Origin of the sequence: uncultured Polaribacter sp. (genome assembly GCF_947500975.1) — a bacterium.
GTDB lineage: Bacteria > Bacteroidota > Bacteroidia > Flavobacteriales > Flavobacteriaceae > Polaribacter.
In genome coordinates this window covers 107,350-130,278 of record NZ_CANMUE010000005.1, presented here as the reverse complement: position 1 = coordinate 130,278, position 22,929 = coordinate 107,350, and the positions used below count along the sequence as shown (strand labels likewise).

At 29.1% G+C, this 22,929-nt stretch carries 19 protein-coding genes; 5 read left to right on the top strand and 14 right to left on the bottom strand.

Annotation, left to right across the window (positions count from 1 at the left end; translation table 11 throughout):
- Nucleotides 1-4: 4 nt before the first annotated feature.
- On the top strand, nucleotides 5-1,087 hold the full coding sequence (locus tag Q0733_RS07415; protein WP_298780802.1) for a lysophospholipid acyltransferase family protein: 1,083 nt from the start codon (nucleotides 5-7) through the stop codon (nucleotides 1,085-1,087).
- Between the two features lie 68 nt (nucleotides 1,088-1,155).
- Here Q0733_RS07415 and Q0733_RS07410 read toward each other — a convergent pair whose 3' ends face one another.
- The 5 genes from Q0733_RS07410 to Q0733_RS07390 all read right to left on the bottom strand — a co-directional run bounded on the left by Q0733_RS07410 (nucleotide 1,156) and on the right by Q0733_RS07390 (nucleotide 7,251).
- On the bottom strand, nucleotides 1,156-4,074 hold the full coding sequence (locus tag Q0733_RS07410; protein WP_298780800.1) for a glycoside hydrolase family 3 N-terminal domain-containing protein: 2,919 nt from the start codon (nucleotides 4,072-4,074) through the stop codon (nucleotides 1,156-1,158).
- Nucleotides 4,075-4,095: 21 nt separating this feature from the next.
- Nucleotides 4,096-4,581 carry an ABC transporter ATPase gene (locus Q0733_RS07405; protein WP_298780798.1) on the bottom strand — a complete coding sequence of 162 codons (486 nt, stop codon included), beginning with the start codon at nucleotides 4,579-4,581 and terminating at the stop codon, nucleotides 4,096-4,098.
- A 10-nt stretch (nucleotides 4,582-4,591) separates the two neighbouring features.
- On the bottom strand, nucleotides 4,592-5,479 hold the full coding sequence (locus tag Q0733_RS07400; RefSeq protein WP_298780796.1) for a carboxypeptidase-like regulatory domain-containing protein: 888 nt from the start codon (nucleotides 5,477-5,479) through the stop codon (nucleotides 4,592-4,594).
- Nucleotides 5,480-5,497: 18 nt separating this feature from the next.
- A complete protein-coding gene (locus Q0733_RS07395) occupies nucleotides 5,498-6,325 on the bottom strand; it encodes a 3'-5' exonuclease (protein ID WP_298780794.1) in 828 nt (275 codons plus the stop codon).
- A gap of 65 nt (nucleotides 6,326-6,390) precedes the next feature.
- Nucleotides 6,391-7,251: a PPK2 family polyphosphate kinase gene (locus Q0733_RS07390; protein ID WP_298780791.1), complete on the bottom strand. Its 861-nt coding sequence runs from the start codon at nucleotides 7,249-7,251 to the stop codon at nucleotides 6,391-6,393.
- Between the two features lie 136 nt (nucleotides 7,252-7,387).
- On the opposite strand from Q0733_RS07390, the gene Q0733_RS07385 reads away from it, so the two are divergent.
- Complete coding sequence (locus Q0733_RS07385; RefSeq protein ID WP_298780789.1) at nucleotides 7,388-7,549, top strand: hypothetical protein; 162 nt, start codon at nucleotides 7,388-7,390, stop codon at nucleotides 7,547-7,549.
- Between the two features lie 62 nt (nucleotides 7,550-7,611).
- On the opposite strand, the gene Q0733_RS07380 is transcribed toward Q0733_RS07385, so the two are convergent.
- From Q0733_RS07380 to Q0733_RS07370, 3 genes are read right to left on the bottom strand one after another with little or no spacing between them, the layout of a single operon-like run.
- Nucleotides 7,612-7,869 carry a hypothetical protein gene (locus Q0733_RS07380; RefSeq protein WP_298780786.1) on the bottom strand — a complete coding sequence of 86 codons (258 nt, stop codon included), beginning with the start codon at nucleotides 7,867-7,869 and terminating at the stop codon, nucleotides 7,612-7,614.
- Between the two features lie 2 nt (nucleotides 7,870-7,871).
- Nucleotides 7,872-8,180, bottom strand: coding sequence for a co-chaperone YbbN (locus Q0733_RS07375; RefSeq protein WP_298780785.1), 309 nt, complete (start codon nucleotides 8,178-8,180; stop codon nucleotides 7,872-7,874).
- 13 nt (nucleotides 8,181-8,193) lie between these two features.
- Complete coding sequence (locus Q0733_RS07370) at nucleotides 8,194-8,835, bottom strand: peroxiredoxin (RefSeq protein WP_298780782.1); 642 nt, start codon at nucleotides 8,833-8,835, stop codon at nucleotides 8,194-8,196.
- A gap of 256 nt (nucleotides 8,836-9,091) precedes the next feature.
- Here Q0733_RS07370 and katG point away from each other — a divergent pair, with 256 nt between their 5' ends.
- The gene (gene katG / locus Q0733_RS07365) at nucleotides 9,092-11,290 is read left to right on the top strand and encodes a catalase/peroxidase HPI (RefSeq protein WP_298780778.1); all 2,199 of its coding nucleotides are present in this window, start codon (nucleotides 9,092-9,094) and stop codon (nucleotides 11,288-11,290) included.
- A 71-nt stretch (nucleotides 11,291-11,361) separates the two neighbouring features.
- Here katG and Q0733_RS07360 read toward each other — a convergent pair whose 3' ends face one another.
- From Q0733_RS07360 to Q0733_RS07350, 4 genes are all read right to left on the bottom strand, one after another.
- Nucleotides 11,362-13,140 carry a hypothetical protein gene (locus tag Q0733_RS07360; RefSeq protein ID WP_298780776.1) on the bottom strand — a complete coding sequence of 593 codons (1,779 nt, stop codon included), beginning with the start codon at nucleotides 13,138-13,140 and terminating at the stop codon, nucleotides 11,362-11,364.
- A 166-nt stretch (nucleotides 13,141-13,306) separates the two neighbouring features.
- Complete coding sequence (locus Q0733_RS13135) at nucleotides 13,307-13,510, bottom strand: T9SS type B sorting domain-containing protein (RefSeq protein ID WP_367276300.1); 204 nt, start codon at nucleotides 13,508-13,510, stop codon at nucleotides 13,307-13,309.
- A gap of 82 nt (nucleotides 13,511-13,592) precedes the next feature.
- Nucleotides 13,593-15,485 (bottom strand): phosphoglycerate dehydrogenase, encoded by a 1,893-nt coding sequence (gene serA / locus Q0733_RS07355; RefSeq protein ID WP_298780774.1) that lies wholly within the window; start codon nucleotides 15,483-15,485, stop codon nucleotides 13,593-13,595.
- A 140-nt stretch (nucleotides 15,486-15,625) separates the two neighbouring features.
- Nucleotides 15,626-16,447, bottom strand: coding sequence for a hypothetical protein (locus Q0733_RS07350; RefSeq protein WP_298780772.1), 822 nt, complete (start codon nucleotides 16,445-16,447; stop codon nucleotides 15,626-15,628).
- Between the two features lie 186 nt (nucleotides 16,448-16,633).
- On the opposite strand from Q0733_RS07350, the gene gcvP reads away from it, so the two are divergent.
- Nucleotides 16,634-19,471 (top strand): aminomethyl-transferring glycine dehydrogenase, encoded by a 2,838-nt coding sequence (gene gcvP, locus Q0733_RS07345; RefSeq protein WP_298780771.1) that lies wholly within the window; start codon nucleotides 16,634-16,636, stop codon nucleotides 19,469-19,471.
- 106 nt (nucleotides 19,472-19,577) lie between these two features.
- Here gcvP and Q0733_RS07340 read toward each other — a convergent pair whose 3' ends face one another.
- Together Q0733_RS07340 and Q0733_RS07335 are read right to left on the bottom strand one after the other, a co-directional pair.
- Entirely contained in the window at nucleotides 19,578-21,083 is a 1,506-nt protein-coding gene (locus Q0733_RS07340; RefSeq protein ID WP_298780770.1) for an FMN-binding glutamate synthase family protein, read from the bottom strand.
- A gap of 259 nt (nucleotides 21,084-21,342) precedes the next feature.
- Nucleotides 21,343-21,594 (bottom strand): type B 50S ribosomal protein L31, encoded by a 252-nt coding sequence (locus Q0733_RS07335; RefSeq protein ID WP_068363688.1) that lies wholly within the window; start codon nucleotides 21,592-21,594, stop codon nucleotides 21,343-21,345.
- A 262-nt stretch (nucleotides 21,595-21,856) separates the two neighbouring features.
- On the opposite strand from Q0733_RS07335, the gene Q0733_RS07330 reads away from it, so the two are divergent.
- The gene (locus Q0733_RS07330; protein ID WP_298780767.1) at nucleotides 21,857-22,894 is read left to right on the top strand and encodes a glutaminyl-peptide cyclotransferase; all 1,038 of its coding nucleotides are present in this window, start codon (nucleotides 21,857-21,859) and stop codon (nucleotides 22,892-22,894) included.
- Nucleotides 22,895-22,929 lie beyond the last annotated feature (35 nt).

The following is a 22,929-nucleotide window of genomic DNA, read 5'->3' as shown; positions in this document are numbered from 1 at the left end:
TAAAATGAGAATATCTCAACTTTGGTTTTTAATGGTTAAAACTTTTGTTAAAATTGGTTTATTTTTTTTCACAAAAAAAACAATTGTAATTGGCAAAGAAAATATACCAAAAAAAGGAGCCGTATTATTTACTGTAAACCATCCAAACGGATTGGTAGACCCTTTATTTCTTGCTACAAATAATGCAAGAATTAATTACTTTTTAGTTAGAGCTGCATCATTTAAAAAACCTTTTATTGATAAAATATTACGTTCTTTAAATATGTTACCTATTTATAGAATTAGAGACGGAATAGATCAACTTGCTAACAATCAAGAAATTTTTGAAAAGTGTTATCAAATATTAAATAACCAAGATACTTTGGTTATTTTTCCTGAAGGAGGGCATTGTAAAGACAGAAATGTAAAGCCTTTAAAAAAAGGATTTACAAGAATTATCATAGGTGCTTTAGAAAAATTTCCAGATCTGAATATTCAAATAATTCCCGTTGGATTAACATATCAAAACCCAGCAATTTACCCGAGTAAAGTTTGTATTAAATACGGAAAACCTATTGATACAAGAATTGTTTTCGAAAACAATAGCCCTGCAAAAACTATTAATATTTTAAAAAGTGAAGTTGCTAAACAACTAGAAAATTTAATTGTAAATATACCTAATAATGAGAATTATAATTTGATAGTTACTAAGTTAAATGATGCACGAGTTGATTATACAAAAGTTGATTTTACTAAGAAAATGATTAAAGAAAATACAATACCTAATCAGAAGAAAAAACCAATAAACTTTGTAAAACCTTTGTATTATTTAATTGTTATAAATAGCTTTTTACCTTGGTTATTATGGAAAAAGGTATTTAAAAAAATTGACGAAATTGAGTTTATTGATACTTTTAGATTTGCAATTAATTTTGGAACATTTCCTATTTATTATTTACTTAAAACTCTACTTGTTTCCTATTTTTTTGGATGGAGTTACGCATTGACCTACCTAATAATTTCTTTGATAGTCGTTTTAATTTACACCAAGTTTTCTATTGATGGCGATAAAATTGACGATCATATATTTGCTGGCAAAAATGCTTAGCCCTGATTGAAACGGCATCCTTTTTTATTTTTCATAAAAAAGATATAGTGTAAAGCAGGAAATAGCTTCTAATCTAAAATAGCATCTTGTATAATTTGCTGAATATTGGTTCTAACATTACTTCTTATTAAACCTCGATTTTTCATGTTAGGATATACTCTATTTGATAAAAACACATAAACAATTTTACTTTTTGGATCTGCCCAAGTATAGGTACCTGTAAATCCTGAATGCCCAAAACTCTCATCAGAAACACAACCACATGTAGCTTTTACCTTTGGATTTAATTGAGGTTTATCGAAACCTAAACCTCTTCTAACTTTTTTATCTTCAAAATAACGTGTATTAAACTTTTGGATAGTTTCTGTTTTTAAATATCGTTCTCCTCCATAAATCCCCTCTTGCAAATACATTTGCATAATTTTGGCAACATCATTTGCATTGGAAAACAACCCCGCATGCCCAGCAACGCCACCCAACATTGCAGCTCCCATATCATGTACATAACCATGTACTAATTGATTTCGATAATAGTCATCTATTTCTGTAGGAACAATCTCTCTTTTAGAAAATTTTTGTAGGGGTAAATACGTCATTCTATCCGCTCCTAAAGATTGATAAAATTCTTGATCCACTAATTTATCTAACGGTTTTTCATATTTATCTTCTAAGGCTTGTTTAAATAGATAATAACCTAAATCGCTATATTTATATCCATCATTTTCTCTTTGATCTGCATTTTTAATAAACTTATAAATACTGTCTTTGTAAGATTTATTTATGTATAAATTTTTAGCAACTTTTATTGAATATTTATTTGATTTTCTTGTTCTATAATATAATGGTAAATTTTCATGAGTAATAGTATCTTGGGTTTTAATGTAAAACGGAATCCATGCTTTTAGTTTTCCGAAATGCGATAAAATTTCTTTTACTGAAACTGCTTCTTTATTTGAATTTTTAAAACTTGGTAAAATGTCTTTTAAGCTTGCTGACAAAGGTATCTTCTTCTCTTCCTCTGCTTTCATAATTAATGGTAAAGAAGCTAAAATTTTGGTTAAAGAAGCTAAATCATATAAATCTGAGTTTTTAACTTTAATTTCTTTTTTTTCTGTGTGATAACCATAACTTTTTTGAAAAACTACCTTACCTTCTCTTGCTACCAAAACTTGAAAACCTGGCGCCATTTTTTGTCTTAAAATAGTGTCAGCAACTTTATCTATTAACGCTAATTTTGATGAAGACATATTTGCATCTTCTGGTACTGTATATTCAAATCTACTTAGACTATCAGTACTTAATCCATGTCCTTCTTTAAACTCTGTACCAATTGAAACTGGCAGCTTTCCTTTGGCATCAAAAACTCCAAAAATTAATTGTGCCGAAAGCTCTTGAGCTAATTTACTATTCTGATAAGAAACAATTATAGATTCGATATTTGTAAAAGTTTTAACTTGTAATAAACTATACGGACTTGTAAAAACATCTAGAATTACTTTTTTTTGACGCGCTATTTCTTGCAACCAAACCAATTCCTTTTCTTTGAATTTATAACTTTTCCAAGGGTGATTATTTGATTTGTGAAAACCTATAATTACTTGATTATATGGCTTTAATTTTCTGATTAATCCATCTAAATTTTTATCAGAAACAACATCAACTTTCGTGTAGTTTTTTAACATCTTTACAAAGTGACTTCCTGAATCATCACCTAATTTTACATATGCAATTTTCTTGTTTTGTAAATCTGCTATAGGAATATCTTGCTTAACATCTCTTAAAACTGTAATTGAATTTTTAACTAATTTTCTATGTAATAATTCGTCTTCTATTGTATTTAAATCTTGTTGTAAATTTTCTATTTCAACAGGTTTATAATCATGTAAACCCAACCAATATTTTGCTTTTAAAATTTTACGAACAGAAAAATTTAATTGTTCTTCTGTTAAAGTTTTTAAAATAATTGCTTGTTTTATTAAACGCACACTTGCTGGTACGTCTTGTGGTATTAATAACAAATCATTACCCGCTTTTATAGCTGCCAAATCTATTTCGGCTGAAGTTGCATAATTGGTTGCACCTTTCATATTTAAACCATCTGTAATAATCAGGCCATTAAAACCAAGCTCTTGCTGCAACAAGTTTGTAACAACATTTTTTGATAATGATGTTGGTAAAGTAGTGTTAGATTCTAAACTTGGTATGTTTAAATGGGCTGTCATAACACTTGTCATACCAGCATCAAATACTTTTTTATATGGATATAATTCAATAGAATCTAATCGTGCTTTATCAAAATTTAAAAGTGGTAGTGTATGGTGAGAATCTGCTGCTGTATCTCCATGACCAGGAAAATGCTTTGCATTTGCCATCACTTTATATTTTTGCATTCCTTGCGTAAATGCGATTGCTTTTTGTGTTACATTCTCTTTACTTTCTCCAAAAGAACGATTTCCAATAATTGGATTTAAAGGATTAATGTTGATATCAACAACTGGTGCAAAATTAACATGAATACCCAGCCTTTTACAATGTTTGCCTAAATGCTCTCCAAATTGTTTAATTAAAGAATCGTTTTTAATTGCACCTAATGTCATATTCCAAGGAAATTTATAGGTGTTTTTTAAGCGCATATCTAACCCCCATTCTCCATCAAAACCTATCATTAACGGTAGTTTAGATAAGGCTTGATATTTATTATTTAATTTAGCTTGTTTTTCTGGAGTACCTTGCATAAAAATTAAATTACCTACATGATATTTTGTAATCATCTCTGTAATAAAGTTTTCATGCTTTTTATCTAAATTAGAATACGCTTGCACCATAAATAACTGACCAATTTTTTCATCAATAGTCATATTTGTTAAAAGACTATCTACCCAAATTTCTTGAGCCTTAAAATCTTTTGTTCTTAAAGGGTCTATGGTTTGTGATTGTAATTTACACGCAAATGCAATTAAAAGTAATAACAGTATTCTTTTTTTCATATTCTTTTTCTAGTTCAATTTTTATACCAAAAAACGTTTGTGCCAACTTTTAGCGGCAGGCACTTCCCAATTATTTTCAAAATCTTCTTTGGTATTAACCATATTATTAAAAACTATAGTTTCTTGTGTAATCTTTTTCTCTTTTACAAATTTCTGAAAATCCGTTAATTTTACTAAATTAATATGTTCATTATCTTTAAATGTAATGTTCATTTTATCCATTAAATCTAACTGTAATTCGTTTTGTAATTGTTGTACAAAACGCACAGAACTATCTATAGAGCAACCAGAAACATTATTAAAACTTTCGTCGACCGCTAAAACCAAAAACTGATTATATTTTATAGTAAAAGAACCTTTTAAATCGTCTCCATGCCTAGTCCATTGATTTATAAAATCTTTTGATTTTTCAGTAATAAACTCAATTTCTTCTTGATTAAATTCTCTGTCTGATTGATAAATCCAAACTCTAGAATTGTTTGGTAAATTTTTATATTCTGTAAACATAAATTGATGTTTAATTGGTTAATTTTAATGCAATAGCTGGCGCGTATTTTCGCATTATTTTTACTTTACTTAATGGGGATAGTTGCCATTTCCCTTTTACAAACATATACATATTACTGTTTCTGTCTTTTTTATTATACTTCGTATAACCTATTATAGGTGAATAGAAAAACTCGTTTTCTGTATCTATTTCTTTTTTACCGTAGGCATTAAAGGGTATTAATAATTTTTCGAAGGCAATAAAAATACCGTTTTCTGGCATTTCTATATTAAAATTTGAAATATCTATTGTCACTTTTTCTTGACCATCTTCAATTTCTACTGGTAAATTAACATTTAAAATATCTTCTTTTGGCAAGCCAGTTTTATCATCTTTACTAAAAATACGAATTCTAAATTTTGATTTTTTTTGATGCACATTTCTTTTAGAGAAATGGATTTCTATTGCTTCTAAAAAATTACAGCATTTTACTCTTTTATCATTTGGAAAGTATTTTGCTAGCATTCTCATTCCAGAAGTATGTACACCTTCAACTTTGTTTTTTACCTCACCTAAAACCACAGATTGCTCTATTCTTTTAGTTAAAGTAATCTCATCTAAAGTAAAAGCTTTAGGCTCTAGCTTTAATATATTATTCTGTAAATTTTTGGCATAAACAACAGTATCTTTAAAATTTAAACAAGAAATGTGAACTTGATTTTCTAAGTATTTTTTATCCAAATTTATAGAGAAAGTACCGTCTTCATTTGAAGAAATTCCTTTTTTAGAATTTAAAAAACTAATATTAGCATAAACTACAGGTTCATTCGTTTCTTTATCAACTAGTTTTCCTGTAATATTTACTTTTTGTGAAAAAAGTTGAGTTGAAATTAATAAAAAGAAAAGTAAATATTTCATAGATTATTTAATTAAAAATTACCTTAAATTAAACTTCTGTTGTAAAGCCTTTAATTTATCTTCATCTGATAAGGTATCTTTGGGAGCAGACATTCTTTCTTTAATTTCTTTTAAAACCTTTTTTGTATATAAAGGAAAATCTGCATTCTGAATCCAATTGTTATAACCTGGGTTTTCTATGAATACCTCTTCAACAGTTCTTCCTTTGTATTTTCCGAAAGAAAAAATTTCTTGATCGTCTTCATTTAATAGAATAAAACCAGCAAAATCTGCTCTTTTTCCATGCGTAGAAAATTCACTTAAAGCATCAACTGTATTTTCTATATCATCATACTTATCTAGTTGTGCCAACAAAATTTCATAGGTTGCATTGGTATCTGCTTCTGCTCCATGTGCACCTTCTAACTCTTTTCCGCAGTAAAATTGATAACCAGCACTTAAAGTTCTTTGTTCTTTTTTATGAAAAATAACTTGCACATCAATGGCTTTTCGATTTTTCATATCAAAATCGATTCCTGCTCTCATTAACTCTTCTGCTAATAAAGGAATATCAAACCTGTTTGAATTAAAACCTGCCATATCGCAATCTTCAATCATTTCATTTACTTTAGAAGCTAATTCTTTAAAAGTAGGCTCTGTTACAACTTGTTCATTTGTAATTCCATGAATATCAGAAGCTTCTTTAGGTATTTCTATTTCAGGATTAACCAACCAAGTTTTACTTTCTTTATTTCCGTTAGGAAAAACTTTTAAAATTGATATTTCAACAATTTTATCTTTTGCTATATTAATACCTGTAGTTTCTAAATCGAAAAATACAATAGGTTTTATTAAGTTTAAATTCATTTTTTATGTTTATAACCTTCTAACTTTACTCAAAAGCATCAATTTATTTGAGCAAAACTGAGTAATTATTCGTTGTTTAATTGTGTTTTAAATTCTTCTACTTGAGCTTGTACTTTTAAAGGCAAAATTGGCTCTTTAAAATTATATTTCTTTAATTCTTTTATTAAAATTTCGGCTAAAATTAGTCTTGCTGTTGGTTTATCATCAGCAGGAATTACAAACCAAGGCGTATTTTCTTTAGATGTTCTGTTTAGTAAATCTTCATAACAAAACATATATTTATCCCAAAGTTTGCGTTCTTTTAAATCGCCAGCAGAAAATTTCCAGTTTTTTTCTGGGATATTTAACCTTCTTAATAATCTGTTCTTTTGTTCACTCTTAGATAGATTTAAAAAAAACTTTAAAACAATAGTTCCGTTTTTAACTAAATGTTCTTCAAACTGATTAATACGCTCCATTCTATCTTCATAAAACGCTTCATTTAAATCGTCTAAAGTTTTTATTGAAGGAATATTTTCTCCAAAAACATATTCAGGATGCACTCTTGTTACCAATACGTTTTCATAATGTGTTCTATTAAAAATACCCATTTTTCCTTTAGCAGGCAAAGCAATATAATGTCTCCATAAAAAATCATGTTTTAATTCTAACTCTGTAGGCACTTTAAAACTGTGTACTTCTACTCCACTTGCATTTACATCTTTAAAAACCTCTCTTATCAGACTATCTTTTCCAGAAGTATCCATTCCTTGTAAACAAATTAACACTCCGTACTTACCTTCTGCATACATTGTGTTTTGCAATTTACTTAACTGCTTTCTACTTTCTTTAAGTTGTTTTTTTGCATTTTCTCTTACTTCTTTTGTAGAAAAATCTTTAAGTTTTACCGTGCTTACAACTTTGTATTTATCTGAATTCATTTTCATTCTTATTAATTTTTAAAGATAAAAAAAATAGTGGGTTTATTAGTTATTTTAAAAACTCATTTATCAATAATAATCATAAAATTATCACATTTTTTTTGATTTAAAATTGTTAAATTTGCTGTATAATTTTGAAGTGATGCCTAAAAAAGGGAAAGCAAAAAATACAGTTAATAAAGCAAAACACACTAAGTTAATGAATCAAAAAATTAACAAAGTAAAGTTAGAAAAAAAGCTTCATAAAGACCGTTTAAAGGCACTCATTAGAAAAGTAAATGAGCAAAAAAAACTTGAGGAATAAAATAATCTATATCCAAAAAAACCACTCAAATGAGTGGTTTTTTGTTTACAAAGGTATCAGTTTTATGAATCTATAGAGCCCATTACACGCTTCATAAAAGCATTTAAAGCTTCTTTTTTAGGCGTACCTTCTTTTATCATTTTATTTACCTCTACAGCTCCATACATGTTAGAAATTAACTCGCCAATAACATCTAATTCTTCATCTTTTAATGATGAAACTTCAGTTAAGGATTCAAGAGTTTCAATTGTTTCTAAAACGTAATCCTGGTCGTTTTCTTCAATAAAATTAGTTAAGTGTTTTATTACTGGTAGTTTCATAATTAAGCTATTTCGTTAACCAATTCTTTTAACACATCAAACTTATTTGTCTGCACTTGATTTTTCTTTTCTCCACCTTCAAAAACTGCGAATGTTGGTAAATTACTAACATCTGCTAATTGTCTACTCTCAGGAAATTTTTCAGCATCAACAATAACAAACTTAATAGTATCTAATTCTGAAGCTAATTTTTTAAATTTTGGCTTCATAATTCTACAGTTACCACACCAAGTTGCAGAGTATTGAACTACTACTTTTTGAGTTCCGCTTACAATTGTTTGTAAATTATCTTCAGTTAATTCTTGAACCATAATAATCTCCTTTTTAGTTAGCTGCTAAATATGCTGCAGTTCCTTTTGCGTTCGGAGCCATAGCTTCTTTTCCTTCTTCCCAATTTGCAGGACAAACTTCTCCATGACTTTGTACATGTGCATAAGCATCAATTAAACGTAAAAATTCATTTACATTTCTACCAACAGGCATGTGATTTACACCTTCATGAAAAACAGTTCCTTCTTCGTCAATTAAATATGTAGCTCTATAAGTTACATTATCTCCTTCAACTTGTACAGTTCCCGTTATCTCGTCATAAGTTTCATTTGAGATATCTAAAATTCCTAATATAGATGATAAATTTCTATTACTATCTGCTAATAAAGGATATGTAACACCTTCAATACCTCCATTATCCTTAGAAGCACTTAACCATGCAAAATGAACTTCTGGAGTATCACAAGAAGCACCAATTACAATTGTGTTTCTTTTTTCAAATTCTCCTAAAGCTGCTTGAAAAGCGTGTAATTCAGTTGGACACACAAACGTGAAATCTTTTGGATACCAAAACAACAATACTTTTTTATTGTTCTTTTTTGCTTCTTCTAATACATTTACTTTAAATGTATCTCCCATTTCATTCATTGCATCTACTGCTAAATTTGGAAATTGTTTACCAACTAATGTTGCCATTTTATTCTATTTTTTTATTAATTAATGTACTCATTATTTTTATTCAGCTGCAAATATATTTCTAATATAAAGTTTTAAATAATAGACATAAAATTTTTTATTTATAACATAATAAAGTTTAGTTATGTTGATAAAAAAAACAATAACCTATAATTTTAATCAATACTATTATAAAAACAATAGATAAAAATTATTAAAGGTTTTTTTGTAATTTTGGAAACACAACTAAAGAAAATAATTAATAAAAATAAAAAATATGGATCATACAAAAACTGGAGACATCAAAGATTGTCCTTTTATGGGAGGTTCTCAAAAGAAAACTGCTGGTAAAGGAACAGCAAATAGAGATTGGTGGCCAAATGAATTAAAATTAAATATTTTACGTCAAAATGCAGAAAAATCTGACCCTTATGGAACAAGTTTTAGTTATGCTGATGCTTTTAATAGTCTAGATTTTGCTGCTTTAAAACAAGATGTAGTTAATGCTATGACAGATTCACAAGATTGGTGGCCTGCAGATTATGGTCATTATGGACCTTTTATGATTCGTATGGCCTGGCATAGCGCAGGTACCTATAGAGTTGGTGATGGACGTGGTGGAGCTGGATCTGGAACACACAGATTTGCACCTTTAAATAGTTGGCCAGATAACGGAAATTTAGACAAAGCCAGATTACTTTTATGGCCTGTAAAAAAGAAATACGGACAAAAAATATCTTGGGCAGATTTAATGATTTTAGCAGGAAATTGTGCCTTAGAATCTATGGGATTCCCTACGTTTGGTTTTGCTGGAGGAAGAGAAGATGTTTGGGAACCTGAACAAGATATATACTGGGGAAGTGAAACTGGTTGGCTAGACAATGACGAACGTTATGATACTAGTGACGGTGATTTAGAAGGCCATTTAGGCGCTGTACATATGGGATTAATTTATGTAAATCCTGAAGGTCCAAATGGAGAACCAGATCCATTAAAATCTGCACACGATATAAAAATAACCTTCAGTAGAATGGCTATGAATGATGAGGAAACTGTAGCGTTAGTTGCGGGTGGTCATACATTTGGTAAAGCACATGGTGCTGCTGATCCAGATAAATACGTAGGCAAAGAACCTCATGGAGCTTCTATGGAAGAAATGAGTACCGGTTGGAAAAACACATTTAAATCTGGTGTTTTAGATGATACAATTACAAGTGGAATTGAAGGAGCTTGGACACCAAACCCTACAAAATGGGATGCTGATTATTTTGATGTTCTTTTAAACTACGATTGGGAATTAACTAAAAGCCCAGCTGGCGCTCACCAATGGACACCAACCTCAGCTTCAAATGCAAGAATGGCACCTAAAGCTGGTGATGCAAATGGTAAACAAGCATTAATGATGACTACTGCGGATATGGCTTTAAAAATGGACCCTACATATTTAGAAATTTCTAAACGTTTTCATAAAGACCATAAAGCCTTTGAAGATGCTTTTGCTAAAGCTTGGTACAAATTAACACATAGAGATATGGGGCCAATTTCTAGATATTTAGGTCCAGAAGTTCCAAAAGAAGAATTATTGTGGCAAGATCCAATTCCTACAGGAAAAAATAACCTTACGGAAAACGATATTACTTCTCTTAAAAAAAATATTTTAGACTCTGAATTAACCATTTCAGAATTAGTTTCTACCGCTTGGGCTTCTGCTTCAACTTTTAGAGGTTCTGATAAACGTGGTGGTGCAAACGGTGGAAGAATTCGTTTAGCTCCTCAAAAAAACTGGGATGTAAATAATCCTAAGCAATTAGCAAAAGTAATTAGCGTCTTAGAAGGTATTCAAAAAGATTTCTCTAAAGAAATTTCTATTGCCGATTTAATTGTTTTAGGTGGTTCTACTGCTATAGAACAAGCTATAAAAAATACAGGACTTGATATTGCTGTTCCATTTTTAGGCGGAAGAGGAGATGCCACTCAAGAACAAACAGATATTGAATCTTTTGGCTATTTAGAGCCTTTAGCTGATGGTTTTAGAAATTACATGAATCCAAAATTAAACATAGCAGCTGAAGATTTACTTATTGATAGAGCTAATTTACTAACCTTATCTATTCCAGAAATGACTGTTTTAGTTGGTGGTTTAAGGGTTCTAGGCACAAATTTTGATGGATCTAAACATGGTGTTTTTACAGAAAATGAAGGTGTATTAACCAATGATTTTTTCACTAATTTACTAGACTTAGGAATTACTTGGAAAGCAACCTCTACTGAAGACAAAGAGTTTATTGGACGTAATCGTAAAACTGGAGCCATGAAATTTTCTGCAACAAGAGCTGATTTAATTTTTGGTTCTAATACAGAATTAAGAGCTATTGCCGAAGTTTATGGAGCTAATGATGGACAAGAGAAGTTTGTTGCTGACTTTGTAAACGCTTGGACAAAAGTGATGAATTTAGATCGTTTCGATGTAAAATAATCACAATTTATAAATATAAAAAAGAGGAAAGTTTAAAACTTTCCTCTTTTTTATATTCTTTTTTTTCAATTTTAACCTCCAAATTTGAATCCCATTTTTAAACCGATGGAAGAAACTGATGTAGCGTTTATATCATCTTTAAATAAATTGTACTCCACAGCAAAAAACAAAGCTCCAAGTCCACCTTCCATTTTAGCATTTAAGTTAGAATACTTATTGTTTTCATAATCAGAGCTTAAAAAACTTAACCCTTCATTATTAATAGTATAAGAAACCATAAACCTTCCTAAATCTTGTTTACTTTTTCCTTGTAAATTAAGAGAAACGCCGCCTCCAAATGTTGGTATATTTTTATTTTCTCCAATACTTATATTTTGTGTACCATCCGTTGTTTTTGAGTAAGAGTATTTTACATTTTGACTAATCAACAAAAGAGAATATTTTCTTTGCCTTCCTAAAGTTACTCCAAAACCATAATTAAATCTACTTAATTTTGTTTCTTCAATTATTTCTGTTTCTTCTAATTGACTTAAATCTATGCCATCAAGATACCCTGGATCTTCTACAGGAACTAACCCTGAAAAATCAACAAAAAAGTTATCATTATATTCTCCAAATACCTCAAATGCTAACTTTCTTGATTTGTAAAAAGTTAAGTCCATACCAAGAGTTAAAGTTGGTATAGAGGTTGTAGTTTGACTACTATTATCTCCCCATATATAATTAAACCCAGTAGAAGCATATAAAAGTATATTTCTTTTACCTCTACCATAATTTACACTAGTTAAAGAACTGGTTACTTTATCTGTAACTTTTCTTCGATTATCTTTTCTAACCTCTTTTTCAAAAGCTTTTCTATCTGCATCAGATAAATAGCTAGACATTCTTTTAAGATCTTTTAATAATGCTTGTTTCTTTTTGTAATTATACGTACTATTATATTGAGAATACAAACTCTGCGCTTTAAACTTTTGATTTCTTACCCAGTTTTCTGTAGAAATTTCTTTTTTAGTTTTTTTCTTTTTTACTGTTTTTTTTGTGGCTTTATTTTTAGTTGTTTGACCTCGTCTTGTTATTTCATCTTTATAAGATTTTAATCGATCTCTAAATTTATCAAATTGAAGTTTATTTACATACACTGGTTCTGGATACTTACCATAAGGCTCTTCTAACGCTATAATTTGCTCTAAAACAATTATTTTTTTATTTAATTCTACAGTAGAAACTTCTTCGATTTTATTATTTACCATAAATACTTCACTATCTTTTTCTAATCTTTCATACTTTTCATACAATCCTTTTTTAGAAGACGAAAGAGATTGTATTTTTCTGATTTCTGAAATTCCTTCTGGAATCAACTCAACATCAGCCCACAATTTTAAAACTAAATCTTTAATACGATTTTTATCTTTTTTTAAATCATGTCTTTTTACAAAATCATCTCTTTGTTCATTTGTTAAATAATAGACATCTAATAAATCACCATCATTTAACATACCAATTTTAAAATCAATAACTCCGTTAAAAACATTATGGTAATACACACTAAATCTACCTTTAATTGAAAATTGTTTGGCAGCATTTTTTATAGGAAGCTTACTGCTTATTATTGTTTGATCTAAATTTACCCCATTTAAAGAGGTAACATTAAAGTTAGTAACACCAACTTTTATTTTTACATCTCCCAAACCTGCATTCATTAATTGAAATTTTACAGTTGCCTCATAACCATAACTTATATTATTAGAATAATTATTAAAGCCAGAAATTTCTTCAGTAAATACTGCTGTTTTTTGGGATAAAGTAATTGTTGAAATAAAAAGGGAAAATAATACTAGTAGTTTTCTCATTTGTTAAAAAATTAATAGTTTTTAAAATAATACACAAAAATATCAATTTTTAAAGAGTAATAAAATACCTACTATTAGGTATTTTATTACTCTTAATAATGAAAAAAGCACCTGAAATTTGTAAGTATTACTATTCAAATCAATGATTTCAATTAAAAAACAATAATCATTTGACGGTAAAGAATAAATAGCCTTTTGAAAAACCATTCCAACCAATATCAAAAATAGAACCTTTATAAACTGTATTTCCGTATCTATTAAAAATAACTAAACTACCTTCTTTATACAAGTTTTGATTTACTCCTTTTATTTTCCAAAAATCATTTTCACCATCTCCATTGGGTGTAAAAAACTTAGGGTATTGTAAAATAAAAAACTCTCTATTAAGTTTTAAAACTTAATAGAGAGTTTTTTATAAATTCAAAGGACTAAAACCTCAATTAAAGTTTTAATTAATACAAAACTCTAAACTTAATTGTACCTTCTATTTCTCTTAAAGATTCTAAAACTTCTTTATTATACTCTTTATCTAAATCTGTAATTACATAACCAACTTTTGGATCTGTTGATAAATATTGTCCATTTATATTTAGATTATATTCTGCTATAACCTTATTAATTTTAGCCATAACACCAGGTACATTTTTATGAATATGTAAAAAGCGGTGAGCATTTGTTTGCCTTGGTAAACGAATATTTGGAAAATTAACAGCATCTACTGTATTTCCTGAATTAATATATGCCATAATTTTACTAGGTACAAAATCTGCAATATCCCTTTGCGCTTCTTCTGTACTACCACCAACGTGAGGTGTTAAAATCACATTTGGTAATCCTTTTAATTCAGTATAAAACTCTCCATTTTTTCTTGGTTCAGAAGGGTATACATCTACAGCAACACCAGCAATTTTACCACTTTTTAAAGCAGCAACCAAAGCAGGAATATCAACCACAAAACCACGTGCAAGATTTACTAAATGTGCGCCATCTTTCATTTGAGAAATTTCTTTTTCTCCAAAGAAATTTTTATTCGCAGCATTGTCATCAACATGTAAAGTAACTACATCAGAAATCTTTAACAATTCTGATAATGTGTCCATTTTAGTTGCATTTCCTAAAGCTAATTTATCTTCAACATCATAGTAATATACATCCATTCCTAACGCTTCTGCTAATACAGATAATTGCTTACCAATATTACCATAACCTACAATTCCTAGTTTTTTACCACGGACTTCTCTAGACCCCTCTGCTGTTTTATTCCATTGTCCATTATGTATCTCAGTACTTCTTTGAAAAACAGAACGCATTAACATAATAATTTCTCCGATGGCTAGTTCAACCACAGAACGCGTATTGCTATAAGGCGCATTAAAAACTACGATTCCTTTTTCTTTACAGGCTTCTAAATCAATTTGTTTAGTACCAATACAAAAAGCACTAACTACCATTAACTTTTCAGCCGCGTCAACAACTTTTTGAGTAACTTGTGTTTTAGAACGAATTCCTAAAACATGTATGTCTTTTATTTTTTCTATTAATTCATCTTCAGATAAACTTTTAGAAACTGTTTCTACAGAAAACCCATCTTTAGTTAACTTTTTAAAAGCATCTGGATGTACGTTTTCTAATAATAAAATTTTAATTCTATTCTTTGGGTATGATATATTTCTTGGCAAATCGTTAATATATAAAAATTCATCTAAATTTGGGGCAATATGGTCAGCGTTTTCTGTAGTTTTTTCTCTTGAAACATTTTCAGTATAAGCAAAAAACTTATCTGCCACACCAGCTTCTCGAGTTACATAATCGCTATAACCATCGCCAATAACTTGTATTTCTCCTTCTAAATTCATGTCTTTTAAACACTGGATTTTTCCATTGTGTTTAGACAACGGATTATCAGCATCAAAACCAATAATTTCGCCATCATTTGCAAACTCAAAAGTATTTGCATAAACTCTCTCAGAAGGTATATTGTATTCTTTTACAATAGGGTCTATAAACTCTTTAAATCCGCAAGAAATCACATAAATATCGTTAGCAAAATTTTCGAAAAACTCTTTATTTCTTTCTATAGATGTAGAAACTTGCTTTTTTAAGGCTTCAACTAAATTAGCTAAATCAGACTTATTTGCATTTAGTAATTTAATCCTTCTTTCTAAAGACTCTGTGAAAGAAATTTCACCATCTATACCTAAATTGGTAATATCAATTATTTCTTGAATAATTTGATCTTTCTTAGGGTTATTAGTTAACGTAATTTCTGCTAAAACATCTAACGCTTCTACTCTGGTTAAAGTACTATCAAAATCAAAAATATAGTTTCTTTTTGTTGTAATCATCACTTAAGAATCACGGTTGAATTTAAGTTGTAAATCTACAACTATAGTAGGGATTTAAGAAGCAATTTTAGAGTTTTATGAAATCGCTTTTATTTATTCTAAATATCAAAAAAACTTTACAAAAAAAGGAAGTTTATTGCTTAAAAATTATGAAATCCTAAAAGAATGAACCACCAAACTATAGGTAAAGATTCTACTAAAAAGGAACTGTAATATTTTGGTTGATCTATTTTTGCTCTCATTAAGAACATGATCACTAAAAAAAAGAAAAGTAAAAAAGGTGTTTTTGTTACCTGGTCTGATGGTATTAAAAACTCTAAAACTAATGTAATAACAAGCAAAATTGATCCTAGATTTTTAGTTTTTTCAACGCCTATTTTTTTAGGTATTGTTTGTAAAGAAATAGCATCATATTTTACATCTCTTATATCAAATGGAAGGATTAAAATAATTACGAATAAAAATCGCTGAATTACAAATAATATAGTAAAAAAATCAATTTCTATATTAACATTTAACAACGGAATTAAAGCCGTAAAACCTGCCCAAACTATAGCAACTATAACAATTTTAAAGTAACTAACTTCTCTTAAATTTTTAGCAAAACCTCTTAAGAACGGAACAGCATATAAAACTGTTAAAAGAGAAAAAGGAATTGTAAAAAGCAACACTTTAAAATCAATTAAACTTGCATAATAACACATAGCTAAAAAGCAAAAAAAAGAAAATATTTGAATAATTTTTAAATTATCCGTCAAACTTATATGGTGTAATTTAGCAACACCAGCATATTTCACAAAATTATAACCAGTAATTGTTCCGTAAAAAATAAAATAGTCTAAGTTTTTATCATAAGGAAGATTAAAATAAATCTCTGTAATTCTGAGCATTGCATATACAGAAAATGCTACATGAATACTGGCATTTAAGTAAAAGTCAAATATTTTTTTTAAAACCTTCATATAACAAAAATAACTTTTATGTTAATAACATTACTTTTTGGTTAATAATTTAACAAAAAATAATAAAAAAATAGAAAATAAATAACATCTAATCACTTATTTTTGACCACTTAAAAAATACATCAATTTATTGTCTAAAAAGTCAAACGAAATCGATTGAAATATAGGCATTATAAAATTTATTAAATGAATACAAATTCGTTTCAATTAAGACATATTGGCCCCAATAAGGAAGAGCAAGAAACAATGCTAAAAGCAATAAAAGCAACTAATTTAGATCAGTTGATTGAAGAAACTGTACCTGATAAAATCCGCTTAAAAGGTGCTTTAAATTTAGACTCAGCAATGAGTGAATATGAATATTTGGCTCATATTAAAGAGGTATCAGAAAAAAACAAAGTTTTTAAAAGCTATATTGGCTTAGGGTATCATGAAGCAATTGTACCAAGTGTAATTCAACGCAATATTTTAGAAAACCCAGGTTGGTACACTGCTTATACGCCTTATCAAGCAGAAATTGCGCAAGGTCGTTTAGAAGCTTTGTTAAATTACCAAACTATGGTTTGCGATTTAACAGGAATGGAATTAGCAAATGCGTCTTTATTAGATGAAGCAACTGCTGCCGCAGAGGCAATGGCATTATTATTTGATGTTAGAGAAAGGGCACAGAAAAAAGCTGGCGTTTGTAAATTCTTTGTTTCCGAAGAAATTTTACCACAAACATTATCCGTTTTACAAACACGTTCTACTCCAATTGGAATTGAATTAGTTGTTGGAAATCATGAAAAGTTTACTTTTTCTGATGATTTTTATGGCGCTATTTTACAATATCCTGGAAAACATGGTCAAATAAATGACTACACAGAATTTGTTTCTAAAGCGAATGAAAATAATATAAAAGTAGCTGTTGCGGCAGATATTTTATCCTTAGTAAAATTAAAAGCGCCTGCTGAATTTGGAGTTGATGTTGTTGTAGGAACTACACAACGTTTTGGAATTCCTTTAGGTTATGGAGGTCCTCATGCAGGGTATTTTGCTACAAAAGAAGCATATAAAAGAAGTATTCCTGGAAGAATTATTGGTGTTACTAAAGATAAAAATGGGAACAGAGCTTTAAGAATGGCTTTGCAAACAAGAGAGCAACATATTAAACGCGAAAAAGCAACTTCAAATATTTGTACTGCTCAAGTTTTATTAGCCGTTATGGCTAGCATGTATGCTGTTTACCATGGTAAAGAAGGCTTAAAACATATTGCAGATTACACACATACGCTTACCAAAACGTTAGCATTAATTTTAGAGGATTTAGGCTTTAAACAAAAAAACTCATCTTATTTTGATACAATTTTAGTAGAAGTAGAAGCTGCAAAATTAAAAACAGTTGCCGAAGCAAATAGTATTAACTTTAACTATATTGATAACAACCACGTTTCTATTTCTATAAATGAAACTGTTGGAATTAAAGAAATAAAAGCAATTGTAAATTGTTTTGAGCAAGCTTTCAATTTAAAAAGTGGCGAATTACCTCTACCAATTAATGTTATATCAGAAAACTTACTAAGAAATACCCCTTTTTTACAAAACGAAATTTTTAATACGCATCAATCAGAAACAAATATGATGCGTTATATAAAAAAATTAGAGCGTAAAGATTTGGCTTTAAATCATTCTATGATTTCTTTAGGGTCTTGTACAATGAAGTTAAATGCTGCTTCAGAAATGTTGCCATTAAGCAATCCTCAATGGGGGAATATTCATCCATTTGTACCATTAAATCAGGCTGAAGGATATCAAGAAGTTTTACAAAAACTAGAACATCAATTAAATATTATCACAGGTTTTGCCGGTACCTCTTTACAACCAAACTCTGGTGCGCAAGGAGAGCTTGCAGGTTTAATGGTAATTAGAGCGTATCATAAAAGTAGAAACGATTCTCATAGAAATATTTGTTTAATTCCTGCTTCAGCACACGGTACAAACCCTGCTTCTGCAGTAATGGCTGGAATGAAAGTTGTAGTTACCAAAACTGCTGAAAATGGAAATATTGATGTAAACGATTTACGTGAAAAAGCTGAGTTACATAAAGACAATTTAGCTGCTTTAATGGTAACTTACCCTTCTACTCACGGAGTTTATGAAAAGGAAATTATGGAAATCACCAAAATAATTCATGACAATGGTGGTCAAGTGTACATGGATGGTGCAAATATGAATGCTCAAGTTGGATTAACAAACCCTGCCACAATTGGTGCAGATGTTTGTCATTTAAATTTACACAAAACCTTTGCTATTCCGCATGGTGGTGGTGGACCAGGAGTTGGACCAATTTGTGTTGCTCCACAATTAGTTCCTTTTTTACCAACAAACCCTATTATAAAAACTGGAGGAGAAAATGCAATTACAGCAATTTCTGCTGCACCTTGGGGTTCTGCCTTGGCTTGTTTAATTTCTTACGGATATATAACAATGTTAGGTTTTAGAGGATTAACAAATTCTACTAAAAATGCCATTTTAAATGCCAACTATATTAAGGAACGTTTAAACGGGCATTTTGACACTTTGTATACTGGAGAAAAAGGGAGAGCTGCCCACGAAATGATTATCGATTGTAGAGACTTTAAACAAAATGGAATTGAAGTTGTTGATATTGCAAAACGTTTAATGGATTATGGTTTTCATGCACCTACAGTTTCTTTTCCTGTTGCAGGAACAATGATGATTGAACCTACAGAATCTGAAAGTTTAGCTGAGTTAGATCGTTTTTGTGATGCTATGATTGCCATTAGAAAAGAAATAGCTGAAGCTACTAAAGAGGATGAAAATAATCCTTTAAAAAACGCACCTCATACTCAAGAAATGTTAACTGCTGATAATTGGGATTTACCATACACAAGAAAACAAGCTGCTTTTCCTTTAGAATATATTGCTGACAATAAATTTTGGCCAACCGTTAGAAGAGTTGATGATGCCTTTGGAGATAGAAACTTAATTTGTTCTTGTAATCCAATTGAAGATTATATGTAAACCTTAGTCTTTTTTAATTTAAAATGGTTTCTTTATATTAATTTTTTTTCAATATAAAGAAACCATTTTTTGTTGAAAATAATTTTACAATAAAATATTAAATTAACTAGTAATAAACCTCTTCTAAGCTTACAATTTCTTCATCTTTTCTACGTCTAAAAACTTCACTTGGTTTTACATCTGAAATAGAATCAATTCCCATAGCCGCAACAACTTCTTTTACAGCAACAATTGTTTTATCATGATAATTTTTAACACGTACATTTTTCTTTTCTACTACTAAAGCTTTAACCAAATCTACATCTTGTGTTGCAACACCCACCGGACAAGTATCTAAATTGCACTCACGAGCTTGTATACACCCTAAGCTCAACATAAAACTACGTGCCATACCAATTGCATCTGCACCTAAAGCCAATAACTTTACAATATCAAAAGCGTCTACAGCTTTACCGGCAGCAATAATTTTTATTTGATTTTTTAAATTGTATTCTTTCAATAATTTGTTCACAAAAACCAAGCCTTCTGTTAATGGAGTTCCCATATAGTTTGTAAACTCTAAAGGCGCAGAACCTGTACCTCCTTCTCCACCATCAACAGATATAAAATCTGGATAATTTTTTGCTTCAGAGAAAGTTTTAATCATCTCTTCAATTTCCTGATTATTACCTACACAAAACTTAATTCCAACTGGTTTTCCTTCGGATAAATCTCTTACGTTTTGAATAAAAGAAATCATTTCTTCATAATTAGAAAAAGCAGAGTGACTTGGTGGTGAATCTACTTGCGTACCTGGTTCCACTGAACGAATTTTTGCAATTTCTACAGTATTTTTCTTTGCAGGCAAAATACCTCCATGGCCAGGTTTTGCGCCTTGAGAGAATTTAATTTCAATCATTTTTACTTCTGGCCTAATAGCATTCTGTTTAAATATTTCATCATCAAAAACACGTTTACCATTTACAGATTTTCCTGCCCCAAAATATCCTGTTCCTACTTGAAAAATTAAGTCTCCTCCTTGTAAATGATAAGGAGATATTCCTCCTTCTCCAGTATTATGGGCAAAATCGCCCATTTTGGCTCCTTGATTTAATGCCATAATTGCATTTTTACTCAAAGACCCAAAAGACATTGCCGAGATATTTATTAAAGAACAATTATATTTTTGTGTACACTTGTCTGAACCAAAAAGAACTTTATCCCCAGTAATTTTATGATGATCTTTAGGAAATAAAGAGTGTTTTACAAATTCATAACCTTTTGAATAAACATTATGCTGAGTCCCAAAAGGTATGGTTTCTTTTTGCAGTTTAGATCGCTGATATACAATACTTCTTTTTTCTCTATTTATTGGAGTTCCATTTAAATTATCTTCTATAAAATATTGTTGAATTTTATCTCTTTCTTCTTCAAAAAACCAACGTAAACGTGCAATTAGTGGAAATGCTCTTAATAAAGAATGTTTGGTTTGTATACTGTCATGGATTACTATTAGAGTTAATAATCCTGAAATTGATAATAAAATTATAGTACCTGTTTGTGGTAAAAAGTAAACTAAAACTCCGCATAAAACAGTAGCTATTATAAATATTGAAAGTATGGTATTTCTCATTTTTTTTGAGTGTAATTTTAAAGATGTTTAAAAGTAATCTTTTCGTTTTAATTTAAAAAATGAAGCTTATAAATATGTGCGTTAAGGATTGAAATGGAAATCCTTTTTGTGAAGTATGAGCAAAAAGATTGAAATGAAAAGCCTGACCTGTAAGGTAACGCCCAAAAAAAAGTTTTAAAATTGTAAATAGTGTTGAGCACAAAAAAACTCCAACAAATAAATGTTGGAGTTTTAAATATGTTGAAAATTCTAAAAAAGATTACTTTTTGAATTTTGCGTATTTGTTTTTAAATTTATCAATACGTCCTGCAGCATCAATAAGTTTAGATTTACCAGTGTAAAATGGGTGAGAAGTTCTTGAAATCTCTAATTTTACTAAAGGATACTCAACACCATCAACTTCTAAAGTTTCTTTAGTGTCTACAGTAGAACGTGTTAAAAAAACATCTTCATTAGACATGTCTTTAAATGCTACCATTCTATAATTTTCTGGATGAATTCCTTTTTTCATTATGTTATATTTTAATACTTTAATGTTATGTTTGTGCGAGTAAAATTGGTAAAGTTTTACTCTAATTACTAAATAGCTGTTTATAACTATTTTGAGGATGCAAATTTAACTATATTTTTTAATCTACAAATAAATAAATTGTTTTTATTTGGTATTAAATACACTTTAATTAAATATAAGGTACTTTTAGTAGATAAAAGTTGGTTTTTTGACCTCTTTTTTTGAATCTTTACTTTTTAAAACATTGAAAACAATACACATAATGAAGAATAACTCAATAATACTTTCTTTTGCTTTTTTATTTCTTTTTGCTTCTTGTAATGAAGATTATAAATTTACACTTAATGTAACTAAAAAAACTACTTTAAATAAAGAAGTTACTATTACTTTAAAAGAAAAAAACAATCAACAAATAGATAAAGTTCAATTTTTTGTAAACGGAAAAGAGATTACAGGAAAAGGAAATTCGATTACAATAAATACCTCAGACTTAGGTGTTGGTAAACATAGTGTTTCTAGTTTAGCTTTTTACCCAGGAAAAACAAAAAAAACAAATAACTCTTTTGAGGTTTTTGCTGAAAATCCTCCTATAATTTACACCTATAAAATTATTAACACTTACCCACATGACCCTAAAGCATATACGCAAGGCTTAGAGTATTATAACGGTTTTCTATACGAAACTACTGGTAGAAAAGGACAATCATCACTTAGAAAAGTAGCAATTAAAACTGGTAAAGTTTTACAAAAAGTAGATTTAGATAAAAAATATTTTGGAGAAGGAATGACCATTGTAAATGATAAAATATTATGGCTAACTTGGAAAAGTAAAAAAGGTTTTATTTATGATTTAGATACCTTTGAACAAGAAAAAGAGTTTAGTTACGGCAAAAGTAAAGAAGGTTGGGGTTTTACTCAAAATGAAACTGAATTGATAAAATCTGACGGAAGTAATAAAATATGGTTTTTAGATAAAGAAACACAAAAGGAAAAACGATCTATTCAGACTTATACACATGACAGAGCATTAAGCCAACTTAATGAATTAGAAATGATTAATGGAAAGTTATATGCAAATTACTGGCAAAAACCAATTATTGCTATAATAAATCCTAAAAATGGTATTGTAGAAGGTTTAATAAACTTAAAAGGTTTAGTTAAAGAGATAGAAAAAACTCAAAAACTAGCTGATCAAGATGATGTTTTAAACGGAATTGCCTTTGATGAAGAAAACAATAGATTATTTGTAACTGGTAAAAATTGGGGGAAACTTTTTGAAATAGAAATCATACAAAAATAATAAACAACTAATTTTAAAGTTCTATTTTTATACAA